This window comes from Shewanella phaeophyticola, from assembly GCF_025398315.1.
In the GTDB taxonomy this organism is placed as follows: domain Bacteria; phylum Pseudomonadota; class Gammaproteobacteria; order Enterobacterales; family Shewanellaceae; genus Shewanella; species Shewanella phaeophyticola.
This window is the reverse complement of record NZ_JAODOQ010000001.1, coordinates 4,035,102-4,056,246: the sequence shown is the minus strand read 5'-3', so window position 1 is coordinate 4,056,246 and position 21,145 is coordinate 4,035,102. Positions and strand designations below refer to the sequence as shown.

12 protein-coding genes, 1 tRNA gene, 1 rRNA gene and 4 pseudogenes are annotated in these 21,145 nt (G+C 42.3%); 10 read left to right on the top strand and 8 right to left on the bottom strand.

From position 1 onward, the window contains the following. The first annotated feature begins 140 nt into the window (after positions 1-140). Together rrf and N4T56_RS18745 are read left to right on the top strand one after the other, a co-directional pair. A 5S ribosomal RNA gene (gene rrf, locus N4T56_RS18750) occupies positions 141-258 on the top strand. Between the two features lie 104 nt (positions 259-362). After that, positions 363-439: transfer RNA gene (locus N4T56_RS18745), tRNA-Asp, on the top strand. A gap of 171 nt (positions 440-610) precedes the next feature. Here N4T56_RS18745 and N4T56_RS18740 read toward each other — a convergent pair. Continuing rightward, positions 611-1,635, bottom strand: a pseudogene (locus tag N4T56_RS18740) (IS630 family transposase). A gap of 555 nt (positions 1,636-2,190) precedes the next feature. Between N4T56_RS18740 and N4T56_RS18735 the strand changes: the two are divergent. After that, a pseudogene (locus N4T56_RS18735) lies at positions 2,191-3,466 on the top strand (CinA family nicotinamide mononucleotide deamidase-related protein). Positions 3,467-3,533: 67 nt separating this feature from the next. Here N4T56_RS18735 and N4T56_RS18730 read toward each other — a convergent pair. From N4T56_RS18730 to N4T56_RS18715, 4 genes are all read right to left on the bottom strand, one after another. After that, positions 3,534-6,212: a DUF2339 domain-containing protein gene (locus N4T56_RS18730; RefSeq protein WP_261734275.1), complete on the bottom strand. Its 2,679-nt coding sequence runs from the start codon at positions 6,210-6,212 to the stop codon at positions 3,534-3,536. A 4-nt stretch (positions 6,213-6,216) separates the two neighbouring features. Then, a complete protein-coding gene (locus N4T56_RS18725; RefSeq protein ID WP_261734274.1) occupies positions 6,217-6,618 on the bottom strand; it encodes a hypothetical protein in 402 nt (133 codons plus the stop codon). 146 nt (positions 6,619-6,764) lie between these two features. Next, positions 6,765-7,949 carry a flagellar assembly protein T N-terminal domain-containing protein gene (locus N4T56_RS18720; protein WP_261734273.1) on the bottom strand — a complete coding sequence of 395 codons (1,185 nt, stop codon included), beginning with the start codon at positions 7,947-7,949 and terminating at the stop codon, positions 6,765-6,767. Positions 7,950-7,952: 3 nt separating this feature from the next. Continuing rightward, positions 7,953-8,681 carry a flagellar basal body L-ring protein FlgH gene (locus N4T56_RS18715; RefSeq protein WP_261734272.1) on the bottom strand — a complete coding sequence of 243 codons (729 nt, stop codon included), beginning with the start codon at positions 8,679-8,681 and terminating at the stop codon, positions 7,953-7,955. Between the two features lie 603 nt (positions 8,682-9,284). Between N4T56_RS18715 and N4T56_RS18710 the strand changes: the two genes are divergently transcribed. Then, positions 9,285-10,061, top strand: coding sequence for a hypothetical protein (locus N4T56_RS18710; RefSeq protein ID WP_261734271.1), 777 nt, complete (start codon positions 9,285-9,287; stop codon positions 10,059-10,061). A 70-nt stretch (positions 10,062-10,131) separates the two neighbouring features. Next, positions 10,132-10,587, top strand: coding sequence for an LPP20 family lipoprotein (locus N4T56_RS18705; protein ID WP_261734270.1), 456 nt, complete (start codon positions 10,132-10,134; stop codon positions 10,585-10,587). A gap of 115 nt (positions 10,588-10,702) precedes the next feature. On the opposite strand, the gene N4T56_RS18700 is transcribed toward N4T56_RS18705, so the two are convergent. The 3 genes and pseudogenes from N4T56_RS18700 to argE form a co-directional block, all read right to left on the bottom strand. Beyond that, positions 10,703-11,242, bottom strand: coding sequence for a DUF1439 domain-containing protein (locus tag N4T56_RS18700; RefSeq protein ID WP_261734269.1), 540 nt, complete (start codon positions 11,240-11,242; stop codon positions 10,703-10,705). Further along, positions 11,239-13,887, bottom strand: a complete 2,649-nt coding sequence (ppc, locus tag N4T56_RS18695) for a phosphoenolpyruvate carboxylase (RefSeq protein ID WP_261734268.1) — start codon at positions 13,885-13,887, stop codon at positions 11,239-11,241. Before ppc ends, N4T56_RS18700 begins: the two co-directional genes overlap by 4 nt. 151 nt (positions 13,888-14,038) lie before the next feature. Then, positions 14,039-15,191: pseudogene (argE, locus tag N4T56_RS18690) on the bottom strand (acetylornithine deacetylase). Positions 15,192-15,458: 267 nt separating this feature from the next. On the opposite strand from argE, the gene argC reads away from it, so the two are divergent. From argC to argH, 5 genes and pseudogenes are all read left to right on the top strand, one after another. After that, positions 15,459-16,439 carry an N-acetyl-gamma-glutamyl-phosphate reductase gene (gene argC, locus N4T56_RS18685; protein WP_261734267.1) on the top strand — a complete coding sequence of 327 codons (981 nt, stop codon included), beginning with the start codon at positions 15,459-15,461 and terminating at the stop codon, positions 16,437-16,439. Between the two features lie 30 nt (positions 16,440-16,469). Then, the gene (argB, locus tag N4T56_RS18680; RefSeq protein WP_261734266.1) at positions 16,470-17,249 is read left to right on the top strand and encodes an acetylglutamate kinase; all 780 of its coding nucleotides are present in this window, start codon (positions 16,470-16,472) and stop codon (positions 17,247-17,249) included. Positions 17,250-17,263: 14 nt separating this feature from the next. Beyond that, a complete protein-coding gene (locus N4T56_RS18675; RefSeq protein ID WP_261734265.1) occupies positions 17,264-18,181 on the top strand; it encodes an ornithine carbamoyltransferase in 918 nt (305 codons plus the stop codon). 64 nt (positions 18,182-18,245) lie between these two features. Beyond that, positions 18,246-19,469, top strand: a complete 1,224-nt coding sequence (locus tag N4T56_RS18670; protein ID WP_261734264.1) for an argininosuccinate synthase — start codon at positions 18,246-18,248, stop codon at positions 19,467-19,469. Positions 19,470-19,623: 154 nt separating this feature from the next. Continuing rightward, positions 19,624-20,992: pseudogene (gene argH, locus N4T56_RS18665) on the top strand (argininosuccinate lyase). Positions 20,993-21,145: the final 153 nt, after the last annotated feature.

Here is a 21,145-nt window from a genome sequence, read left to right as displayed (position 1 = left end):
AAAGCAATCAGCTTTCCGAATTATTATTTAATGCTCAATGTAGCATTAGATAGAGGAGCAATTTATCAAATACATCCATGTATTTGACCCTAACGAGCCGCACTAAAGTGCGTTAAAAATTTGTTCCGTACAATTTTTTGTCTGGAAACCATAGAGCTGTGCAGTCCCACCTGATCCCATTCCGAACTCAGAAGTGAAACACAGTATCGCCGATGGTAGTGTGGGGTCTCCCCATGTGAGAGTAGGTCATTTCCAGACGCCTAATTATCTCGATATGAGATGCTCGAAAGAGCAAGTCTCCTAGTGATGACACACTAGCGACTTAAAAAGCATTTAGCATCCTGCGTAAGCAACTTGCTAAAGGAGCGGTAGTTCAGTTGGTTAGAATACCGGCCTGTCACGCCGGGGGTCGCGGGTTCGAGTCCCGTCCGCTCCGCCAACTTAAGAAAAGGCCTTTGCAGCAATGCAAAGGCCTTTTTCGTATTTAACACGGGCGAAAGACTAAAGATAGAGCGGTAGTTCAGTTGGTTAAGGCTTTTTATACCATTTCCATTAATTATACCATTTCCATTAATTATACCATTTCCATTAATTATACCATTTACATTAATTAACTGGTCAGTTTTGTCCAGCTTCTAGTGCATAATTTAATGACCCTTTCAGGCTTTGCAATAAAGTTATTCCATGCGATTGAGCATTGTTCAACAATATCGTCATATCCACTAAAACAACGATTGGCAAGTTCATTTTGACGAAGCCATTGCCACACTTGTTCTACAGGATTGAGTTCTGGGGAATAGGGGGAAGTTTAAGGATACTTAAGTTATCAAAGCCCTCCGTCAGTTTTTGTTGATGCCAACCTGCACCGTCCATAATGATCAGAGCATAGCGCCCAAATTCAGTCGCTTCTGAAATTAATTTCAAATGCTCTAACATATTTCACTATTGGCATACGGAGCAATAATTGCCTCTGTCGCGCCTGTAGCAGGACACACTGCACCATAAAAATAGGCTGATTCAAACTGTTGTTGCCTTACTGACCGTGGGCGGCTTCCTTTTAATGCCCCAATATGAGTGGTGGTATTTTGCTGGCCGAATCTGGCTTCATCTTGAAACCACACATCAATGCGATCTAACGATACATGACCAGGGGTGTTAAGGATCGTTGACAGTTGGAAGTTTTTTAAAAGCGTCCTGAACATCTTGAGACTGTTTTGGATGACGAGAGCGAGTTGTTATCCATGAAAAGCCTAGTTGATGGAGTATTCTGTATATGTTGGCCTGCTTAAAGGTCACGTTAAATTCAGATTGAATAAAAAGACAGACATCTCTCGCCATCAATCTACCGCCACTCTCAGATAAGCTTTGAGCTTGTATAAACTCTTTAAGACTTGCCTGTTGTTTCGCTGACAATTGTGCGGGTCTACCAGGATTAGGCTTATCATCCAGGCCATTGATACCATAAGTTAAATAGTTTGTAACCCAGGCATTTACACTTGTTCTACTGACCTTCAACATATTAGCAATCGCAGTGCGGGAATGACCTTCGGTAAAGTGGAGTAAGGCGAGATAACGCATACGTTTGCGAGCGCTTTTTTCGGATTTAGCTAATGCGGTAAGATTGATATTATTCATAAATATTGAAATAAGAGAATGACGATTAATTAGATCATATATTTAATGTAATTGGTATTACTTGCCTAGACGGCACAGAATTACCGTTGAATGACCAGATAATTAGTGGAATTGGTATTATTAGAGATAGCGGCCTGTCACGCTGGGGAGCGCGGGTTCCCTCTTATTGCAAGCAACGTCCGCTCCGCCAACTTAAGATGAGGCTTTTTTCGTTTTAGAAGCAAAAAGTGAGCAAGTTCAGTTGTTTATACTCTTTATAAACAGAATCGGCCTGTCACGCTGGCGAGGCGCGGGTTCATTCTTTCTGCTATTAGCATTCGCTCTGCCAAATACATCTTCATTTAAAAGAAGGTTGTTTGTATCTGAAATTTAAAAGTCATTAATTAAGTTCAATGTGCGTTTTTACAAATATTTTATGAGATGGCTCATTTATGTTGAATAGTTGTAATCCATTCATTTAGTTAAGTGTTATTTTAACCAAATCGATCAATTTTCTTGCCATTCTCATATTGCTCCCCTAAGTTAAGTGCCAATTGCATGGGATAAGGGTTAACAATGAAATTAGAAATGATTTGTACAGGCGAAGAGGTATTATCAGGTCAGATTATTGATACCAATGCTGCGTGGGTTGCTAATACCTTGATGGAAATCGGTATTGAGATGCAACATCGGGTAACGGTGGGTGATCGCCTTGATGATCTGGTTGCTGTATTTCAAGAGCGCAGTAAGCATGCCGATGTGATTATCGTCAATGGTGGTTTGGAGCCTACCAGTGACGATATGTCAGCACTAGCAATGGCGAAGGCTAAAGGTGAAGAGTTGGTTGAAAATACTCAGTGGCGTGAACATTTAGAAGACTGGTTTACTCGTAATCGTCGCTTTATGGCTAAAAGTAATTTAAAACAAGCATGGTTGCCTGAGTCTGCGGTTATGGTCGATAACCCTGTAGGAACCGCTTGTGGGTTTAGAGTTAAGCTCAATAATGCTTGGTTGTTTTTTACACCTGGCGTGCCTTTTGAGTTAAAGCAAATGATTACCGAGCAGTTTATTCCCTTCATTACTGAGGAGTTTGGTGTGCAACAAAAGTCAGCGTTAGAAAAACTGCTGACAATAGGTCATGGTGAGTCATCACTTGCAGATACGTTATCAGAATTAACCTTACCAGAAGGAATTGAGTTAGGTTATCGCTCGTCAATGCCACACATCGAAATTAAAGTTTTCGCTCGCGGCGATAAAGCGATACGCCAACTATCTGATGTCACTAAACAGGTAAAAGCCTTGCTCGGTACGGCGGTTGTTGCAGAAAATCGACCAACATTAGCAGCAGAAATTCATCATCGTTTATATCAGTCTGGTTTGAGTTTAAGTGTCGCAGAGTCATGTACAGGCGGCATGATAACCAGTCAGTTAATCGACTTTCCTGGCAGTTCTTCATACTTACACCATGGCCTTGTGACTTACAGTAATGAGTCGAAAGTGAAAGTGCTAGGAGTGAGCCCGCAGATCCTTGACGATCATGGTGCAGTGTCTATTGCCACCGTTGAAGCAATGGCTCAAGGTGCGCGTGATATTCTAGGAAGTGACTTTGCGTTAGCAACCAGTGGTATTGCAGTACTCTGATGGTGGATCTGATGAAAAGCCCGTAGGAACTGTCGCAATTGCGCTTGCTACCAAACATGGTATTTACAGTCAAATGGTGAAATTACCAAGACGCTCACGCCAACTTGTACGAAGCTTAAGCACAGCCATTGCATATGACATGCTACGCCGTGCTTTACTTGAAGAAGCTGTGATTGTTGATTACCCAGCAGTAGAGCGCTTCGCTAAGTAGTTTTTATCGAGTAGCACTGTTTATTTTAAGTTTGCCAGCATATAGAGCTGGCAAACTTAAATGAAAACTAAGATGTTAAGCTTTGTGTTTGCAGGTTATTCTTCGCTTTTTGATAAAAGTACGCCACCGTCAGTAAAATTACGCCAATCACAATAAAGGCGACAACCTTTTGGACTAATTCGAAAGAGGCCATGTCGATAACAATCACTTTCATACATGCTAGTGCAAAGAGTAATGCGGCGAGTCTAACCAAATTAGTTTGTAATGCTCGTAAGCTGATAAACATCACTACGCTTGCGTGAACAACCAATAATATTGCGCTCATTGTCGCAGCTATACTGATATCTAATTGATAACACCACAACATATAGCTTATTGTTAACAGTCCATGCCAAGCCCATTGCAATACAGTGGTTGGAAGAATTTTTTTGTGGATTCGAATCGCTAATCTAGTCGTCATTAAGTACCGCGCTAATAAAATAAGTATCCCCAACTCAGCCATATTCACGAGTAAATTGTCCATGCTCAACGACAATGACATTTCGCTATGCAGTATGATGGGTAACAACGCACAGGCATAAATAGCAAAATAAGCGAGGCTATAACTCGGAGCGAGTGCATCCTTCAACCTTCGTCCTAAAGTATTATGCCGCTCGGTAATTAACGTAAAGTAACCACACATAATTAAGGCCGTTATTGCCCATGATGGATAAAAAATATTGGTTAAGGTTTGGCTAATGACAGCAATAACCAGCCCTAGATAATACGGGCTGATATGCCAATGTAATCTGGTGATTTGTTGCCATTCAGTCGGTAATTGTAAAAAGCGCAAGGTAATTAACCCTAGCAATAATAGCCCAATAGCCAACGCCACAAGCCCTTGCCATAGCTCTGCGAGACACATTGCGGCAGTCATTAATATGGCTAACACCGTGAGGATTTGTGCTTCATAACGTAAAACCTTATGCCGAACAAAATAGGCAATCGCCAAACTGCCAATGCTGCTTAACCATAAGTAAATCGCGATATATTCAGGCCAGCTACGCATGACTTTAGGCAATAACAACAGCGGAAGTGTTATATAGCAGGCTAACTGCACAAAATAAGCTAGGCGGATCAATTTCGAGTTGGCATAGTGTTTTTTGTACCAGTAGTAGGCCAGCAATAAGCCAACAAACAATTCAATTCGAGCCAGTTTGGCGTTCAATGCTTGGTCTGCAAAGCTAAGGCTGTTGGCATCTAGTATGGCAAAGATTACTAAGCCTAATAATGGTAATTGCCATAGCCAAGCCAGTATTTCACTAAACCGCAAAGTGTATTTTGCACTTATATAAAGCAGTAATAGGCTAATCAAAGGTAGGGTGTTTAACCAATACTCATCAGAGACAAAATAGCAGATGACCACGATAGTCACAGAGTAAAGCACACCAAGCAACTCGCGAATAAAGTGTACAGCTAGGCGATCAAATTTCATTAAATCAGTTTGATACTGACTAATAAGCTTTTGAGCCATATAGGTCAGTGTACAAGTGAGTAACATCGATAAGCTTAGTAATGCCTGATAACTTAATATACTTTGCTGTGGGTAATGTGATTGTGTCAGTACATCGAACAGATTAATAAAGCTGCTGATAATACCTAACACTAACAGCACATAAGCTTCAGCTCTAATTGGACTAAATCGGTGTTTGCAGCCTATCCACAGTAACAATAATCCCTCTAACAACAGCACGAGTCCCATCAGTTCAGCACTGAGTAAAAAGAGTGCAGCAAAGCCGGCAAAGCTACCTGCAAAAGCAAGTGCCAGGGCACTGATGTCTTTGTCGCGTTTTATGATCAAATACAATAACGCACACAAGATCGCATTTACGGCAAATAGCTCACCAGCAAAACGGCTCCACTCTGTCAGTGTGTAAAGGATAAATATCATTAATGCGACAGGCACAGCGAGTAAACGCGGCGTCAATGCAGACTTAATGACAAACAATAAACTGGCGATACTGTAAAGATAAAATAACCCGTTAATCGCGAGTAATATCAGACCCGTTTGCCAGCCAATAGAGGCAAATGGTAATGAGATAAATACACTAAGCACTTGGATACAAGCAATATGCAGTAGAGCGGTCACTTCAACTAATATTGGCCAGGCTAGCTTATGGCTTTGTACCATAGAGCAAATACCAATAAGTAGTAAGTAAGGTAAGTAGAGCAATGGAGCTTGCCCGCCATCGAGCAACATTAATGGTGCTAGCGAGCCGCCCAGCAAGGCGACAATAGCAACTACTTTGGTGTCGAGTTTAAATGACAGACCATAACCGAGTAGGGTGTTAAGTAGTAACAAGCCAAAGCAAGTCGTGTCGGGAATAATGGTAAAATAAGGTCCAAGAAAATACAGACACAAATAGTTAAGGATAAGTCCTAGTCCTACCAGGCCTGAGCCAAAAGCTTCCATTCCTGCACGTTTTTGTCGAATAAAGACGCCACCTGCAATAATACTGTTAGCAACGCCAAGCCCAAGTAAGGCCTTAGCCAACTCAGAAAACCAATTGTTGATTGAATATTGCAATAAGTAGCCAAAACCTAAAGTCAGGGTGATGATCCCAGCTACGGTCATTAAAAAGACTGGGCCTAATCCTTTAGTTTGGTAGTGTTGATAAAATTGTTTTGCTTGATCGGTTAACCCTGAAAGTGGTGCTAATGCGGCAGAACTAAACTCGGAAATCGCTTCTGCTAATTGGGTGAGCATAGCGCTAAGTGCACTTTGTCTTGCTGAGGCCTAGATTGGGTATTGATTGGTTTGAATCCGTAGCATGGTTGCCCCACGCAGACGAAGTATCGTGCGCTTTTGGTTGACGTTGGGCGCTGCGGGTTGGCTCTGAAAGATGATTGTGTTGCTGTATGTCATGTGGTGAGGTGTCTAATGTTGGGCTTAACACTTGAGCATTGGTGTTACTCCGCTCGTCACTATTGCCATGGCTGTCGAGAGTAGCGTCACGTTGATATTGGGCTTGCACTTGATGCGACAATGCATCCAATTGCTGACCAAATTTAGCGAGTTGCTGTGCTACATCAGCTTGTTGTGCCTGTTGCTGTGAGGCAAGCTCTGCTAGTTGTGCTTTTAACTTAGCGACGTCATCCATTAACGGCATCATTTATCCCATGATTACAAAGAATTCCAATCGTGCCAGATGATTGTACGTGGTTCTGATTGATTAGGAAACGTTCAGTTTTCTGATACTTGGGATAAACAAGGCGAGTGCACTCCATTGCACTGGGGTGTATAGATATGAAATGTGAACTACTTTTGCGGTACAGTTGTTACGACGTCATAGAGGTCAATTTGATGCTGCTTCATGCCATTAGGATCGGCATCAAGAGGCACTTGCAACAAGCTTATCTTGTTACTGACTTGAACCACTTTCAAGAGTGTCGGTTCGGTGGGTGGCATCAAAGTAGAAAGCACTGTGTGATTTAAGGCAATACTATTGAGTTTGATATATTGAAATACATCGCCTTTATTTACGCCGTGTAAGGTACCAATATTAATTGTAATATATTGATCATCCTTGTTGATTACCGTGGCTTTAGTGGCTTCACAACTTAAGGTTTCGTTGATGTCTTTTGCTGCATTAAACAGTGTATCAACAATGGTTTTGCCATAATCACTGCGCCAAAATAAACTATTGGCTAAATCAACGCGACTAAAAGAGTCAAAGCTCCAGTCACCCTCACCGTGGTATTCGTTCTCAACTAAAATGCTGTCGCTGATCCTGTCGTACATAAACACTTTTATCGTGAAGTTACGCTTAGGGGTGGTGGTTTTATTCAATAGACTGGAGGTGGTTTCATTAAACAGGCCAATGTCACGGATATAACCAAAGACTAGATATTGGCTTTGATATTGGCTATTAAGCGAGTGAGAAATGCTTTGCACTGCTTTTAAATCGACGGTATCCATGTCGATTTCGAGCATAAAGACCATTTCTGGGATCAGTTCTTCGACAAATACGTTAGGTTGGTTAATTAACTCGTTTTTAAAGCGCGAAACAACATGAAAAGGCAGGCTAAATACATCGCCTGTGGTAGCTTGCGCTGGTGTTAGCAGTGGAAATTGAGCAACAATAAGTTGTTTAAGGTAGCGATCTTTAGTGCAATTTAGGCTCGATTTTAGATTCACTTTGACATTAATGGTTAAGATGTCATTTTTAAGTGATTCATTAAGGATTTTTATCTCACTGATTTGATGCTCAGACTGAATGCTGCTTGAGTTTTGGCTTAAAATACCATCGGTAACCGTGGATTCAATTTTGACAAAGCTATTAGCCTGCAATGAAGCATTTTCAATTGCCTGTTTGATGACTTTTTTACGAACATCATTGTAATCATCGTCATTTACAGCCATTGATGCCTGGCCAACATACCACTGAGCTTGTGCCATTAATGGCATTAATAATAGCCCGAAAACAAATAACAGCTTGATCATTAGTTAGCCGAAAATATTGAGTAATTTACTGATAAGTGAAGGATCTTGGTTGTCCTGCTGGTCGCCTTTAGCGCTAACTTCAATAATAGCATTGCCAACCATGTTTGAGTCAATAGAATGATCGGCCGCTACGTCGGTTACTCTTATTTCGCCAGAAAATCTAACATATTCATCACCTTTATTGAGCTTAAGCCACTTTTCACCCGCCACAATCAAATTGCCATTTGGGAGCTTTTCTCTTACCGACACCGTAATGGTGCCAGATAAATAGTTATTTTGATTACTTTCTGCTGAGCTATCAAAGCTTTTTTCTTGGCTGTAGTCGGCATCTAGATTGTCGCTATTAATATTAATGCTACCAGCAGTAATTGATGGCGACAAAGTGAACTCGTTGGTGTTATCTCTTTGGTAGCTTATCGACTTTTTAGAGGTCATTTCTTCATTAAGTTTAATCATTATCATGTCGCCGACTTCATAACGATTATTGTTTTGATAGATGCTATAGATATTATTAGGATTAAATATGGAACCTGTGACTTGCGGGGCCTGTTGAATGTTGTTATTTCTAACAGGGCGATAACGAGGATCACCTTTAACTATTTCTTCACTGTCTTCAACAACACTAATGGTTGTATTTTCTTTTGTTGGGCTTTTTATTTCTGCAACTTCAGTCGTTGAACACGCGGATAAAAATGTTAAAAAGAGTAAGCTAAATGGCAATGATTTATTCATTTTAGTTATCCGCAAAGTTATCGATAGTTTAATTTAGCAATAATTTTATGCTATTTTTTAGTGCGAAAAATGCTTTCTTCTTGATGTTTACCTCCTTTTACCTGAGTTTACCGATCTTTACTTATATTTACTTTGTATTGATTTATTATGTATTTGTATCTATCTGTTCTTGCTGATTATTAATTGCGTTTTACATTGTATTTTATACAGTTATTAATTTATTGAGACATTGGTCACGCTTAATATTTTCGTCGTTATGTGAATATTTAGCCTTTTTTTAAAATATTTTGCTTTTACTTTTAAGCTGGGTGGTGATTTTTAATTAAAACTCACGTTGAGATTAAAATATTTTACAACACTGTGTAAGTTAAGTTTTTGTAATGTATAAGTTAGAGATTTATTATAATATTTTTTGAAATTTCATATTTAGAGGTGATGAACTCTTAAGTTTTTACAGAGAGTTTTTTCAGAGAGTTGTTGCCCATAATCGAAACAGTAAAGTACAAGGTGAAAAATTTATTTGCCTCGATTAACACGTTTTTATTACGAACGGTATTTAACCAATAAATATCAACAGCCCTTAGTCTTGATTAGGAATTCACTTTGTCCTTAATAAATTCGTTAAATACTGCCGCAACCGCTGCTACAACAGCCGCAAGTGCTGTGAGCACCATTACCGATCAGCAAGATGCAGTTGCAGAAAACGGTCTTGGCCAAAGCACCTTTGGCGCATTGCTTAGCTCATTGTCGTCGGGTTCTGAGGCTATTGATTCATCATTAACTAACCTGTCAAATATTGAAGTGCTTTCTGTTGAAAACCTTCAAGACCAGCTTTTGCAGCAAACAGGCTTAGGCAATGAGAACCTATTGTCGTTAGCCGTATCAGATGACTTAGTCTCACAAATGCAACAAGAGTTACTGTCTTCGTTACAGACTAGCATGATTAACAGTACCGCTGTGACTAGTGCTGTGTCCTCGGCTGTTTCTTCAGCATCGACAGCTCTGAGTAATCCATTGCAATCAACCGTGGGCATTACACATGATGAGCTAACGGCTACCGATGAAGCTTCGAGCACCCTTGATGATATATATTCTTTTTCATTTGGTGAAGAAGGCCTCGATGGTAATGACTTATTTGATTCGGTTAATATATTAAACCATATCCCTATTTTGTCTGATATTTACCAAATATCTACAGATACAGAGATTAGCCCTGTATCCAAATTGTTAGGCGGTATGTTGTACTCTGGCTATATTGGCGCCGGAGCAGCAGCCCTTGAGCTAGGTATGGATTATTTTACCGGTTACACAACCAAAGATTTAATCGCCGATACGGGATTGTTGTCGTCTGAAACTGATGACGATACTGATACACAATAACTCAAGCATCACATAGCCGTTGTCTGGTGATGCTATTTCTATTTTGCGCGTCTATAGAGCGATTTTATTCATGAGAACATTACTCATCGCTGCCTGCATACTGCTTAGCGGTTGCAGCTTATTTCAAAGCAGTTCTAATCAATATCGTCCTAGCGTATATCCAGTATTGACCGCAGTTGGATATGCACCGATTGACCGCCAACCTGCTGAGCGCCGAAGCGAACAGCTATTAATGGCGATGGAGTCGTCTAAAATTTTGGCTTACCGTGAGCTGACTGAACAGGTGTATGGTTTACAATTAAACTCAAACACAGCGGTGAATGACTGGGCGATGAGTAATAGCAGTACCAAAATATTGGTTTCTGGCTTAATCAAGGGTGCTAGAGTTGTGAAAACTTATCCGGTTGATGGGTTTTATGTTACTGAGTTAGAACTTGATTATAAGTTAGTGTGGGATTTGTATGAGCAATCTGAAAACCCACTACAAGACAGTATTTTGGTGATAGAGCCTGCACAGAACTTTTAATACCAATCAGGATAAATAAGTGATCAGAGATAGCGTAGGAAAAATCGCTTAGAATATTCAAAAATGGCAATAAAAAGCACCTGAGGGTGCTTTTTATTCACTAAAGATCAATACTTTAAAACTTCACCACCAATTTACCTTGCTGAACCGCAATCTCTTTGGTCATTTTAGCCATTAACGCTTGGTTACTGTCACGAGTGTCTAAAGTGTACACAGGCTGGTTTTCAAGGTAATTACGTAAAAAACCCATCAATTGCGGTGTCGCTTGGCTGATATAACGTTCAATATCAGCTGGTTCAGACTCGACTTTGACTAAGTCTAACTGACGTAAGTAAATGCTTTTCGTTTCGCTATCGTACCAAGGTGCAGCCTCAAACGTGGTTTTCAATTTTGCATGGATCGGCATCAGCGGATTGTTTACGGTGATCATGGCTGCAGCTGTGACCGCCATGGTATTTGGCTTAGCGCCTAACACCACTTGCATATCATTGAGCTTAAGCGACACACCAATTAACTTGTTGCCTTGCTGAACCTCAAAATGCATGTCTTTATTGAGGTATTGTTCTATTTGAGACTCGGTAATGCTGTACTGACTGGCACAGCCAGTCAGTAATAACAGTAAACTCAGTCCAAGGGTTTTAACCAAGGTTATCATCCAGTGTTTCTCATTCCTGCTGCAACGCCGGCAATGGTCAGCATAAGCGCTAGCTGAACAGATTCAGACGGCTCAACTTCTTTACGAGTACGTGCTAATAGCTCGGTTTGTAAAAAGTTAAGTGGGTCTATGTATGGGTTACGCAGTTTAACGGATTCGCGATTCCATGGAGTATGCGACATCAGCTCTGTTGCTTGAGTGAGTGACAACACAGCATCAATCCCCAGTTGTAGGCGTTGACGCAGCTTTTCACCTAAATGGTGTAGTTCAGGTTTTACTAAGCATGTCTCATAGTATTTGGCTAAGTTAGGCTCTGCTTTGGTGTAAACCATTTCTAGCATTGAAATACGGGTTTCAAAGAATGGCCATTGTGCTTCCATTTCACGTAACAACTCTAGCTCACCGCGATCTGCCGCATCTTGTAATGCTTCACCAGCACCTAACCAGGCAGGCAACATTAAGCGGTTTTGCGACCAGGCAAAAATCCACGGAATTGCGCGTAAACTTTCAATACCACCGTCGACTTTTCGCTTAGCAGGGCGACTGCCTAATGGCAGCTTACCTAATTCTACCTCAGGTGTTGCCGAGCGAAAGTAAGGCACAAAATCGGGTTCTTCGCGCACAATGCCACGGTAATGCTGTACCGACTCTTCTGCAATGCGTTGCATACAATCGCGCCAGGCTTTTTTAGGCTCTGGTGGTGGTAATAATGTCGCTTCCATCACTGCTGATGTATATAGGGCTAAACTTTGAACCGCGACTTTAGGTAAACCAAATTTAAAGCGGATCATTTCGCCTTGTTCTGTAACGCGAATACGACCATCTACCGAGCCCGGTGGCTGCGATAAAATGGCTTTATGTGCAGGTCCGCCGCCACGGCCAATAGAACCACCACGACCATGGAACAGCATTAATTTTACTTCGGCTTTTTTACATACATCCACTAATTGTTCTTGAGCACGATACTGCGCCCAGGCGGCAGCCATCACGCCAGCATCTTTTGCTGAGTCAGAGTAACCAATCATCACTTCTTGCATGCCTTTGGTGTAACCACGATACCAATCAATATTCAGTAGCGCAGTCATACAAGCTGCGGCACCTTCAAGGTCTGTTAGGGTTTCAAACAAAGGCACTACGCGCATTGGGTTAGTGCAGCCTGCTTCTTTAAGTAACAACAATACGGCAAGCACGTCAGATGGCTTACTTGCCATTGAAATAACGTATGAGCCTAATGCATTTGCGGGTTGCTTAGCGACTAAGTTACAGGTTCTAATCACTTCTGCTACGTCGTCTGTTGGTTGCCAGTTCGCAGGGATTAACGGGCGTTTTCCGGTCAACTCGCGTAATAAAAACGCTTGTTTTTCGTTTTCGTCCCAATGGTTGTAGTCACCCATGCCTAAATAACGAGTCAACTCGGCAATTACATCGCTGTGACGTGATGCATCTTGACGGATATCGAGGCGCAGCATGTGAATACCAAAACAAGCTAGACGACGCAAGATATCTAATAATAAACCGTTAGCAATGAGTTTCATGCCGCAGTCGGATAAGCTTTTATATAGAAGCTCTAACGGTTTTAGTAAGTCGTCTTTATGCCAAATTAACTCGCTGGTGTCGGTATCAGGGTGTTTACCTTCAAGGCGTGCATTGAGGTAATCAATGGTATTGCGTAAGCGACAGCGAAGGGTACGTAGTACTTCACGGTACGGTTCTTTGCTATTATTTGTTAATGCTGATAATTCTTCATTCGCCTGCTCCATAGACAGCTCGCCGAGCAGGGCAACAATGTCTTTAAGGTAGAGTCTGGCAGCGGCGTGACGATTACGGTTTAGCACTTCTTGAGTTACGGTTGAGGTTACAAACGGGTTACCGTCGCGGTCACCGCCCATCCAGCTTGAAAAACGCACTGGAGAAACATCAATCGGTAATTGTTGACCAATTTTTTGCTCAAGATGATCATTCAATTGGCGTAAAAAGTCAGGAATAGCTTGCCATAAAGAGGCCTCAATAGTGCTGAGCCCCCAGCGAGCTTCATCAACTGGCGTTGGGCGCTCATTACGGATTTCGTTAGTGTGCCAAATTTGGGCAATTAACTGGCGAAGGCGCAAGGTACTTTGTTTGCGTTCTCGTTCAGAGAGCTGGTTGTTTTCTTGCTCGGTTAAGCAATCCACTACCGCCGCGTATTTTTGGATTAACGTACGACGAGAAATTTCAGTTGGATGCGCGGTGAGTACTAAATCAATGTTTAAGTTTTTTAAACCCTCCACAACATCTTTTTTATCGAAGTTGTTATCAAGCATGCGCCCAAGAATTTGTTCAACAGGGTCAGGAACGCACACGAGTTCATCGCAGTTGCGGCTAATAGTGTGAAATTGTTCTGCGATATTGGCTAAGTTTAAAAACTGGTTGAAGGCTTTTGCAAAAGGCACTAGTTCTTCGTCTGGTAGTGCGGTTAGTAATGCCAGCATTTGTTCACGTGAGGCTTCGTCACCCTGGCGAGACTTTTTCGCTAAAATACGAATTTGTTCTACTTTTTCTAAAAATGCATCACCTAAATGGTTTTGCATTGTTTCGCCCAATATCTGGCCTAAATGCCCCACATTTGATCGAAGTGACGCATACATATCTGCCGTTTGCTCTGTCATACCTACTCCCGAAAAAAGAACGATCTTGCCAATATCTCTAACATCACAATACCCAGCGTAGTAAAATCGGTCAATACGCTGAGATGTTGTTTTGTAATTTTATTTCGTAAAAATGTTACAATTTACGTTAACATTTAACGTATTTTGACGGTTACTTAATGCAAGCGTGGTAAATCATTTTTTTGATTAACTCAACCGTAGGCGTTAAGTATTCTAAGCCAATAAACTCATCTGGCTGGTGAAGCCTGGTTAATGCTGCCAGGTCCCAACACTAATGTTTGGCATCCGAGCTTATTAATATAAGGTGCTTCAGTCGAATAGTTAACGACTTCCGCTTCATTACCCGATAATTCTGCAACCAGCTTTGTCCAAGGGTTATCTGCTTTTCCTGCAAAAGACTCTGCGCCCGGGTACAAAGTACTGACACTAATACTGCCAGGATACTCTTTGCTGATGTCAGATAAGTAGTTCAATACCATTAATTCGAGTTCAGCTAACTCCATACCCGGCAATGGACGAATATCTAAGTGTAAATCACAGCAACCACAAATACGGTTAGCTGCATCGCCACCATGAATATGGCCAAAGTTCATTGTAGGGTAAGGCACAGTGAAGGCATCTTCGCGGTAGTTTTCACTTAAATGCTGTTTAAGCTTCATTAACTGACTAATTACTTTATGCATCACTTCAATGGCATTTAAACCACGAGCAGGATCTGACGAGTGACCACTGCGACCAATGACTCGGATACCTTGAGCTAAATGGCCTTTGTGCATATAGACAGGTTTTAAGCTGGTGGGTTCACCAATCACGGCATAATCTGGCGCAACAGCTTTAGAGTCGGCAAAGGCTTTAGCGCCACTCATGGTGGTTTCTTCATCTGCGCTGGCAAAAATGGTCAGTGGGCGTTTAAATTGATCAAGCGGCAGGTCTTTTAATGCTTCAAGCACTAATGCAAAAAAGCCTTTCATGTCGCACGTACCTAAACCATACCAGCGATTATCTTTTTCAATCATCTCAAAAGGGCTTTGGCTCCAGCGCCCCTCATCAAAAGGGACGGTATCGGTATGGCCTGCGAGTAATAATCCGCCGCTACCCTGACCAATACGAGCAATTAAATTTTGCTTATTGCGCGAATCTTCAACCGTTGGGGTTTCACAGTCAAAACCAAGCTCACTAAACCAATTTTGCAACAAGTTGATAACTGCATGGTTACTCATATCGTCTTCAGCGTCGAGTGCGCTAACAGATGGCGCTGCAATCAGCTGTTTAAAACAACTTTTTAGATCAGGTAATGTGCTCATATGACTATCCTAAAAAATTATATGTAAAATACTTATTCACATATATTGCATAATTAATATTGTGTGTTAGTCTAGCAAACAGCATTAACCGACACCATTAATTGAACGTTACAAATGAAAATAAATATGTGCTTTTTGACTGTTAAATCCACTATATCAATTATCAGCGCTAACTTCCTGCGACGATAGACCTTTATTAGGCGTCCCCTGCCTAAATGGGCTATGCTAAAAACTCTCGATAACTATCAATTAAGAAAAATCAAACTTATGAAAAGCATCGCAATTATTGGCGCTAGTGGTTACACCGGTGCACAAATTACTTCGTTGATTAATGCCGACAGTAACCTTTCGGTTCAAGGCTTATATGTATCGGAAAACAGTTTAGACAAAGGCCGTAAATTAGCCGACTTGTACCCTACATACAGTCATATGGCTTATACGCTATCTCCACTTACAGATGAAGCAAAACAACAAATCGTCGACCAAGCCGACGGCGTGGTACTGGCGACTGAGCATTCAGTCAGCCTTGAGTTAGCGGCATGGTTTTACAAACAAGGCTTGGCGGTATTTGACCTCAGTGGCGCGTATCGCTTTGCAGACATCGCACAATATCCTAAGTGGTATGGTTTTGAACACACTTATCCAGAAGTGTTAGCCGAAGCCGTTTACGGTTTAGCTGAGTGGAATGCCGAGCAAATCAAACAAACCAGAATGATTGCTGTAGCAGGCTGCTATCCAACGGCGTCATTAACGGCATTAAAACCGCTTAAACCTTTTTTAACTGAAGTATACCCAGTCATTAATGCGGTTAGTGGTGTAACGGGTGCTGGGCGTAAAGCGCAGTTACACACTAACTTTTGCGAAGTCAGCCTAACGCCTTACGGAGTATTGGGTCACCGTCACCAGCCTGAAATTGCCACTCATTTAGGCCAAGAAGTGATTTTCACCCCACATTTAGGCAACTTTAAACGTGGTATTTTGGCCACGATTACAGTGCAACTAAAGCCGGGCACGACTGAAGCCGACATTGAAAAAGCGTATAGCGTATATGACAGCTCACCTATCGTGACCGTAAAGCACAACATGTTCCCTAAAGTCGATGATGTAGTGCATACACCAAATTGTCACTTAGGTTGGAAATTTGATGCAAACAGCGGTTATTTAGTGGTCGCCAGTGCGATTGATAATTTAATGAAAGGTGCTGCTAGCCAAGGGCTACAGTGCATCAAGATCCATTTCGGTGTGTAATTAGATCACCTAAGTCAAGGAACAACAATAATGGCTACAAAACCAGTGTTAGTGCTTAAAGTCGGCGGTGCATTACTGCAATGTGAAATGGGAATGGCACGTTTAATGACCGCAGCTGCAGAAATGATCGCAGCGGGTCAGCAAGTACTGTTAGTTCATGGCGGTGGTTGTCTAGTTGATGAACAATTAACCGCTAACGGCAAAGAAACCATTAAGCTAGACGGTTTACGTGTCACGCCAGAAGACCAAATCCCTATTATTGTCGGTGCGCTAGCCGGTACCTCAAACAAGATTTTACAAGCTGCTGCAGCAAAAGCGGGCATTGTAAGCGTAGGCATGAGCCTCGGTGACGGTAATATGGTTACTGCCAAAATTAAAGATGAACGTTTAGGACTCGTAGGCGAGGTTGAACCAAAAGATGCCACTTACCTTAACTTCATTTTAAGCCAAGGTTGGATGCCAATTTGTAGCTCGATTGCGATTTCGAGCCAAGGCGATATGCTAAACGTTAACGCTGACCAGGCAGCAACAACACTGGCCAAGTTAGTTAACGGCACCTTGGTGCTATTGTCTGACGTTTCTGGTGTACTCGATGGTAAAGGCCAACTGATTAGCAGCTTAAACAAAAGCGAAATCGAATATTTGGTTGCCCAAGGGGTGATTGAAAAAGGCATGAAAGTTAAAGTTGAAGCCGCATTAGAAGTTGCTCAGTGGATGGGTAAGCCTGTACAGGTCGCTTCTTGGCGTGACGCCGAACAATTAAAAACATTAGTAAAAGGTGGGTCTGTCGGGACTCAAATACAACCTTAATGGAGTAGAAGTATATGCAGCACCTATTGTCGATTAAAGAATTAACTCAAACTCAGCTTTTGGCCATTATCGAACTGGCTAAAAAAATTAAGAATAATCCAGCTGAGTACCGTCGTGCCTTAGATGGTAAAAGCGTGGTAATGCTATTTGAAAAGCCATCACTTCGCACCCGAGTCAGCTTTGACATTGGCATTAATAAGCTAGGTGGCCACTGTTTATATTTAGACCAACAAAATGGTGCATTAGGTCAGCGTGAAACCGTAGCCGACTTTGCTACTAATATTTCATGCTGGGCAGATGCTATTGTTGCTAGAACGTTCTCGCATACTACCATTGAACAACTTGCTGAACATGGTAGCGTACCTGTTATCAATGCATTGTCTGATCTGTATCACCCATGCCAAGCGCTCGCAGACTTTTTAACCCTGTCAGAGCAGTTTGATGATGTCAGCAAAGCAAAACTGGCTTATGTTGGTGATGGTAATAATGTGACTCATTCACTGATTTATGGCGCGGCTATTTTAGGCTTAACCATGACAGTGATTTGCCCAGAAGGTGCGTTCCCTGACGCGCTTATCGTCACCGAAGCACAAGCTTTGGCGCAAAAAAATGGCGGCAAGCTAATCTTAAGTGCTGAAATTAATGCCATTGAAGGCCATGATGCTATTTATACCGACACTTGGATTTCAATGGGTGATGATACGCCGCTTGCTGACATTAAAGCGCGTTTTGCACCATACCAGGTTAACGGCGAATTAATGGTAAAAGCCGGTGCAAAATACTTTATGCATTGCTTGCCTGCACACCGCGGTGTAGAAGTGACCGATGAGGTAATGGACGGCGAAGGTTCACTGATTTTACATCAAGCAGAAAATCGCATGCATGCACAAAATGCAGTATTGGTATCATTATTAAGTGAGTCAAAAGATTAAGTTGTAATGCCGAAGGCGTTATAGCGTTTAAATAAACATAAATGATTGATTGTAGGAATTGAACATGTCTAATGCAGTGAAAAAATCCGGCGTTAAAAAAGTGGTACTCGCGTACTCAGGTGGTTTAGATACTTCAGCCATTATCCCATGGTTAAAGGAAACCTACGATGACTGTGAAATCGTTGCATTTTGTGCCGACGTAGGTCAGGGCGAAGAAGAGTTAGTTGGCCTAACTGAAAAGGCATTAGCCTCAGGTGCTTCTGAGTGCCATATCGTTGACCTAAAAGAAGAATTTGTTGCTGATTACATCTACCCAACTATCGCTACAGGCGCTATTTATGAAGGTACTTACTTACTAGGTACTTCAATGGCGCGTCCAATTATTGCTAAAGCACAAGTTGAAGTAGCCCGTAAAGTGGGTGCAGACGCGGTATGTCATGGTTGTACCGGTAAAGGTAACGACCAAGTACGTTTTGAGGGTTGTTTTGCTGCCCTTGCGCCAGATTTAAAAGTCATTGCACCTTGGCGTGAATGGGAAATGCGTAGCCGTGAAGACTTACTTGCATACCTTGCTGAGCGTAATATTAAAACCAGCGCATCAGCGACCAAGATTTACAGCCGCGATGCAAACGCATGGCATATTTCGCACGAAGGCGGCGAGTTAGAAGATCCATGGAACGAGCCATCAAAAGGTGTGTGGACAATGACTGTCGCCCCTGAGGATGCACCAAATGAGCCAGAATATGTATCACTGGCGATTAAAAATGGCCGTGTCACCCATGTTAATGATGAAGCATTATCACCTTACGCTGCATTGATGACACTCAACGATATCGCCGGTAAGCATGGCGTAGGTCGTATCGACATTACTGAAAACCGTTTAGTGGGCATGAAGTCTCGTGGTTGTTATGAAACACCAGGCGGCACGGTCATGTTTGCTGGTCTGCGTGCCATTGAAGAATTGGTATTAGACAAAACAAGCCGTACTTGGCGCGAGCAAATTGCTGGCCAAATGTCGCATCTAGTATACGACGGTCGTTGGTTTACACCTTTATGTAAATCTCTTATCGCCGCATCTGAATCATTAGCAGAATCTGTTAACGGTGATGTTGTGATTAAGCTATACAAAGGCCAAGCGACAGCAGTTAAAAAGCGTTCACCAAACAGCTTGTACTCAGAATCTTTTGCCACTTTTGGTGAAGATGATGTGTACGACCAAAAGCACGCTGAAGGCTTTATCCGTTTGTACTCTTTAGCAAGCCGTATTCGCGCGTTAAACAGTAAATAAGGTTTACGCCAATACGATTAAGGCGCTGCAAAGCGCCTTTCTTATAATGACTTTTGAGTAATCTAAAAGAGTCATTACAAGAAAGAAAATACTTAACACCTATATTATTGAACAGCCAGTTCTTAACACAGTTTTCAACACAGAGGATACCGACATGGCGTTATGGGGCGGAAGATTTCAAGGCGAAACCAGTGCACTTTTCAAGTTATTTAATGACTCATTGCCGGTTGATTATCGCTTATTTGAACAAGATGTTGTTGGTTCAATCGCATGGGCTGACGCCATTGCCAGCGTGGGCATTATTACCGCTCAAGAATGTACCGATTTAAAAGCCGCCTTAAACGAATTGCTGGTGGAGGTAGGTAATGATCCGCAAGCTATTATCAGCAACGGCGCAGAAGACATTCACAGTTTTGTTGAACAAAAGCTCATCGCTAAAGTGGGCGACTTAGGTAAAAAACTTCATACGGAAGCCGTTCACGTAATGACCAAGTCGCCACCGATTTAAAACTGTGGTGCAAAAAAGAAGGTGCGGCATTACTCGCACGCCTAGGTACCTTGCACGCAGAGTTAATTGACTTAGCAGAGCGCGAAGTTGACGCTGTTATGCCGGGTTACACTCACTTGCAGCGTGCACAACCCGTGACATTTGGCCACTGGGCATTAGCTTATGTTGAAATGTACGAGCGCGACATTAGCCGCCTACAAGATGCACTTAGCCGTGCCGATTCATGCCCGCTAGGTTCTGGCGCATTAGCCGGTACTGCTTACCCCATTGATCGCCACGCATTAGCGGCGGCATTAAGCTTTGCCCGCCCAACGTTAAACAGCCTCGACAGCGTGTCAGACCGTGACCACGTGGTTGAGTTATGCAGCGCCGCATCAATTAGCATGATGCACTTAAGCCGTATGGCAGAAGACCTAATCTTCTTTAACTCTGGTGAAGCTAACTTTATCTCACTTTCAGACGAAGTCACTTCTGGCTCATCGTTAATGCCGCAAAAGAAAAACCCAGATGCATTAGAGCTTATTCGTGGTAAAACCGGCCGTGTTTATGGCAGCTTAATGGGGATTTTAACCACCATGAAAGCCTTGCCATTGGCGTACAACAAAGACATGCAAGAAGACAAAGAAGGCTTGTTTGATGTGGTCGACAGCTGGAGCAATTTGTTTAGACATGGCCGCCTTAGTATTGTCGGTAGCCTAAAGTGAATCGCCCACAAGCATTAGTTGCCGCGCAACAAGGCTATGCAAACGCAACCGAACTTGCAGATTACCTAGTCGCTAAAGGCATGCCGTTCCGCGAAGCGCACCATGTCGTGGGTGAAGTGGTAGTATTTGCCATTAGCCAGCAAAAGCCAATTGAAGACTTAACCGTGGCAGAGTTGCAAAAATTTGCCAAAGTAATTAGCGATGATGTGTATCCAAACCTTACCATTGAAGCGTGTTTAGAAAAACGTGATGTATTAGGTGGTACGGCAGTTAACCAGGTAAAAGCGGCTATTGCGGCTAAAAAAGCGTAATTTATCGCAAGTCGGTTATGAAAGGCCTTGTTGCTAAACCCAACAGGGCTTTTTGCGTGATCTAGGTGACAGTTTTATAGCGCCAGACAATGCAAACTTGAATAGTCAGCTATGCTGCAGTCGTGTCATCCCATCTTTTTATCAATTAAGCCG

Coding starts and splice junctions, on each gene's coding strand:
- N4T56_RS18730 (WP_261734275.1), bottom strand. CDS start 6,212: ATGCTCACCCAATTAGCAGAAGCGATTTCCGAGTTTAGTTCTGCCGCA.
- N4T56_RS18725 (WP_261734274.1), bottom strand. CDS start 6,618: ATGATGCCGTTAATGGATGACGTCGCTAAGTTAAAAGCACAACTAGCA.
- N4T56_RS18720 (WP_261734273.1), bottom strand. CDS start 7,949: ATGATCAAGCTGTTATTTGTTTTCGGGCTATTATTAATGCCATTAATG.
- N4T56_RS18715 (WP_261734272.1), bottom strand. CDS start 8,681: ATGAATAAATCATTGCCATTTAGCTTACTCTTTTTAACATTTTTATCC.
- N4T56_RS18705 (WP_261734270.1), top strand. CDS start 10,132: ATGAGAACATTACTCATCGCTGCCTGCATACTGCTTAGCGGTTGCAGC.
- N4T56_RS18700 (WP_261734269.1), bottom strand. CDS start 11,242: ATGATAACCTTGGTTAAAACCCTTGGACTGAGTTTACTGTTATTACTG.
- ppc (WP_261734268.1), bottom strand. CDS start 13,887: ATGACAGAGCAAACGGCAGATATGTATGCGTCACTTCGATCAAATGTG.
- argC (WP_261734267.1), top strand. CDS start 15,459: ATGAAAAGCATCGCAATTATTGGCGCTAGTGGTTACACCGGTGCACAA.
- argB (WP_261734266.1), top strand. CDS start 16,470: ATGGCTACAAAACCAGTGTTAGTGCTTAAAGTCGGCGGTGCATTACTG.
- N4T56_RS18675 (WP_261734265.1), top strand. CDS start 17,264: ATGCAGCACCTATTGTCGATTAAAGAATTAACTCAAACTCAGCTTTTG.
- N4T56_RS18670 (WP_261734264.1), top strand. CDS start 18,246: ATGTCTAATGCAGTGAAAAAATCCGGCGTTAAAAAAGTGGTACTCGCG.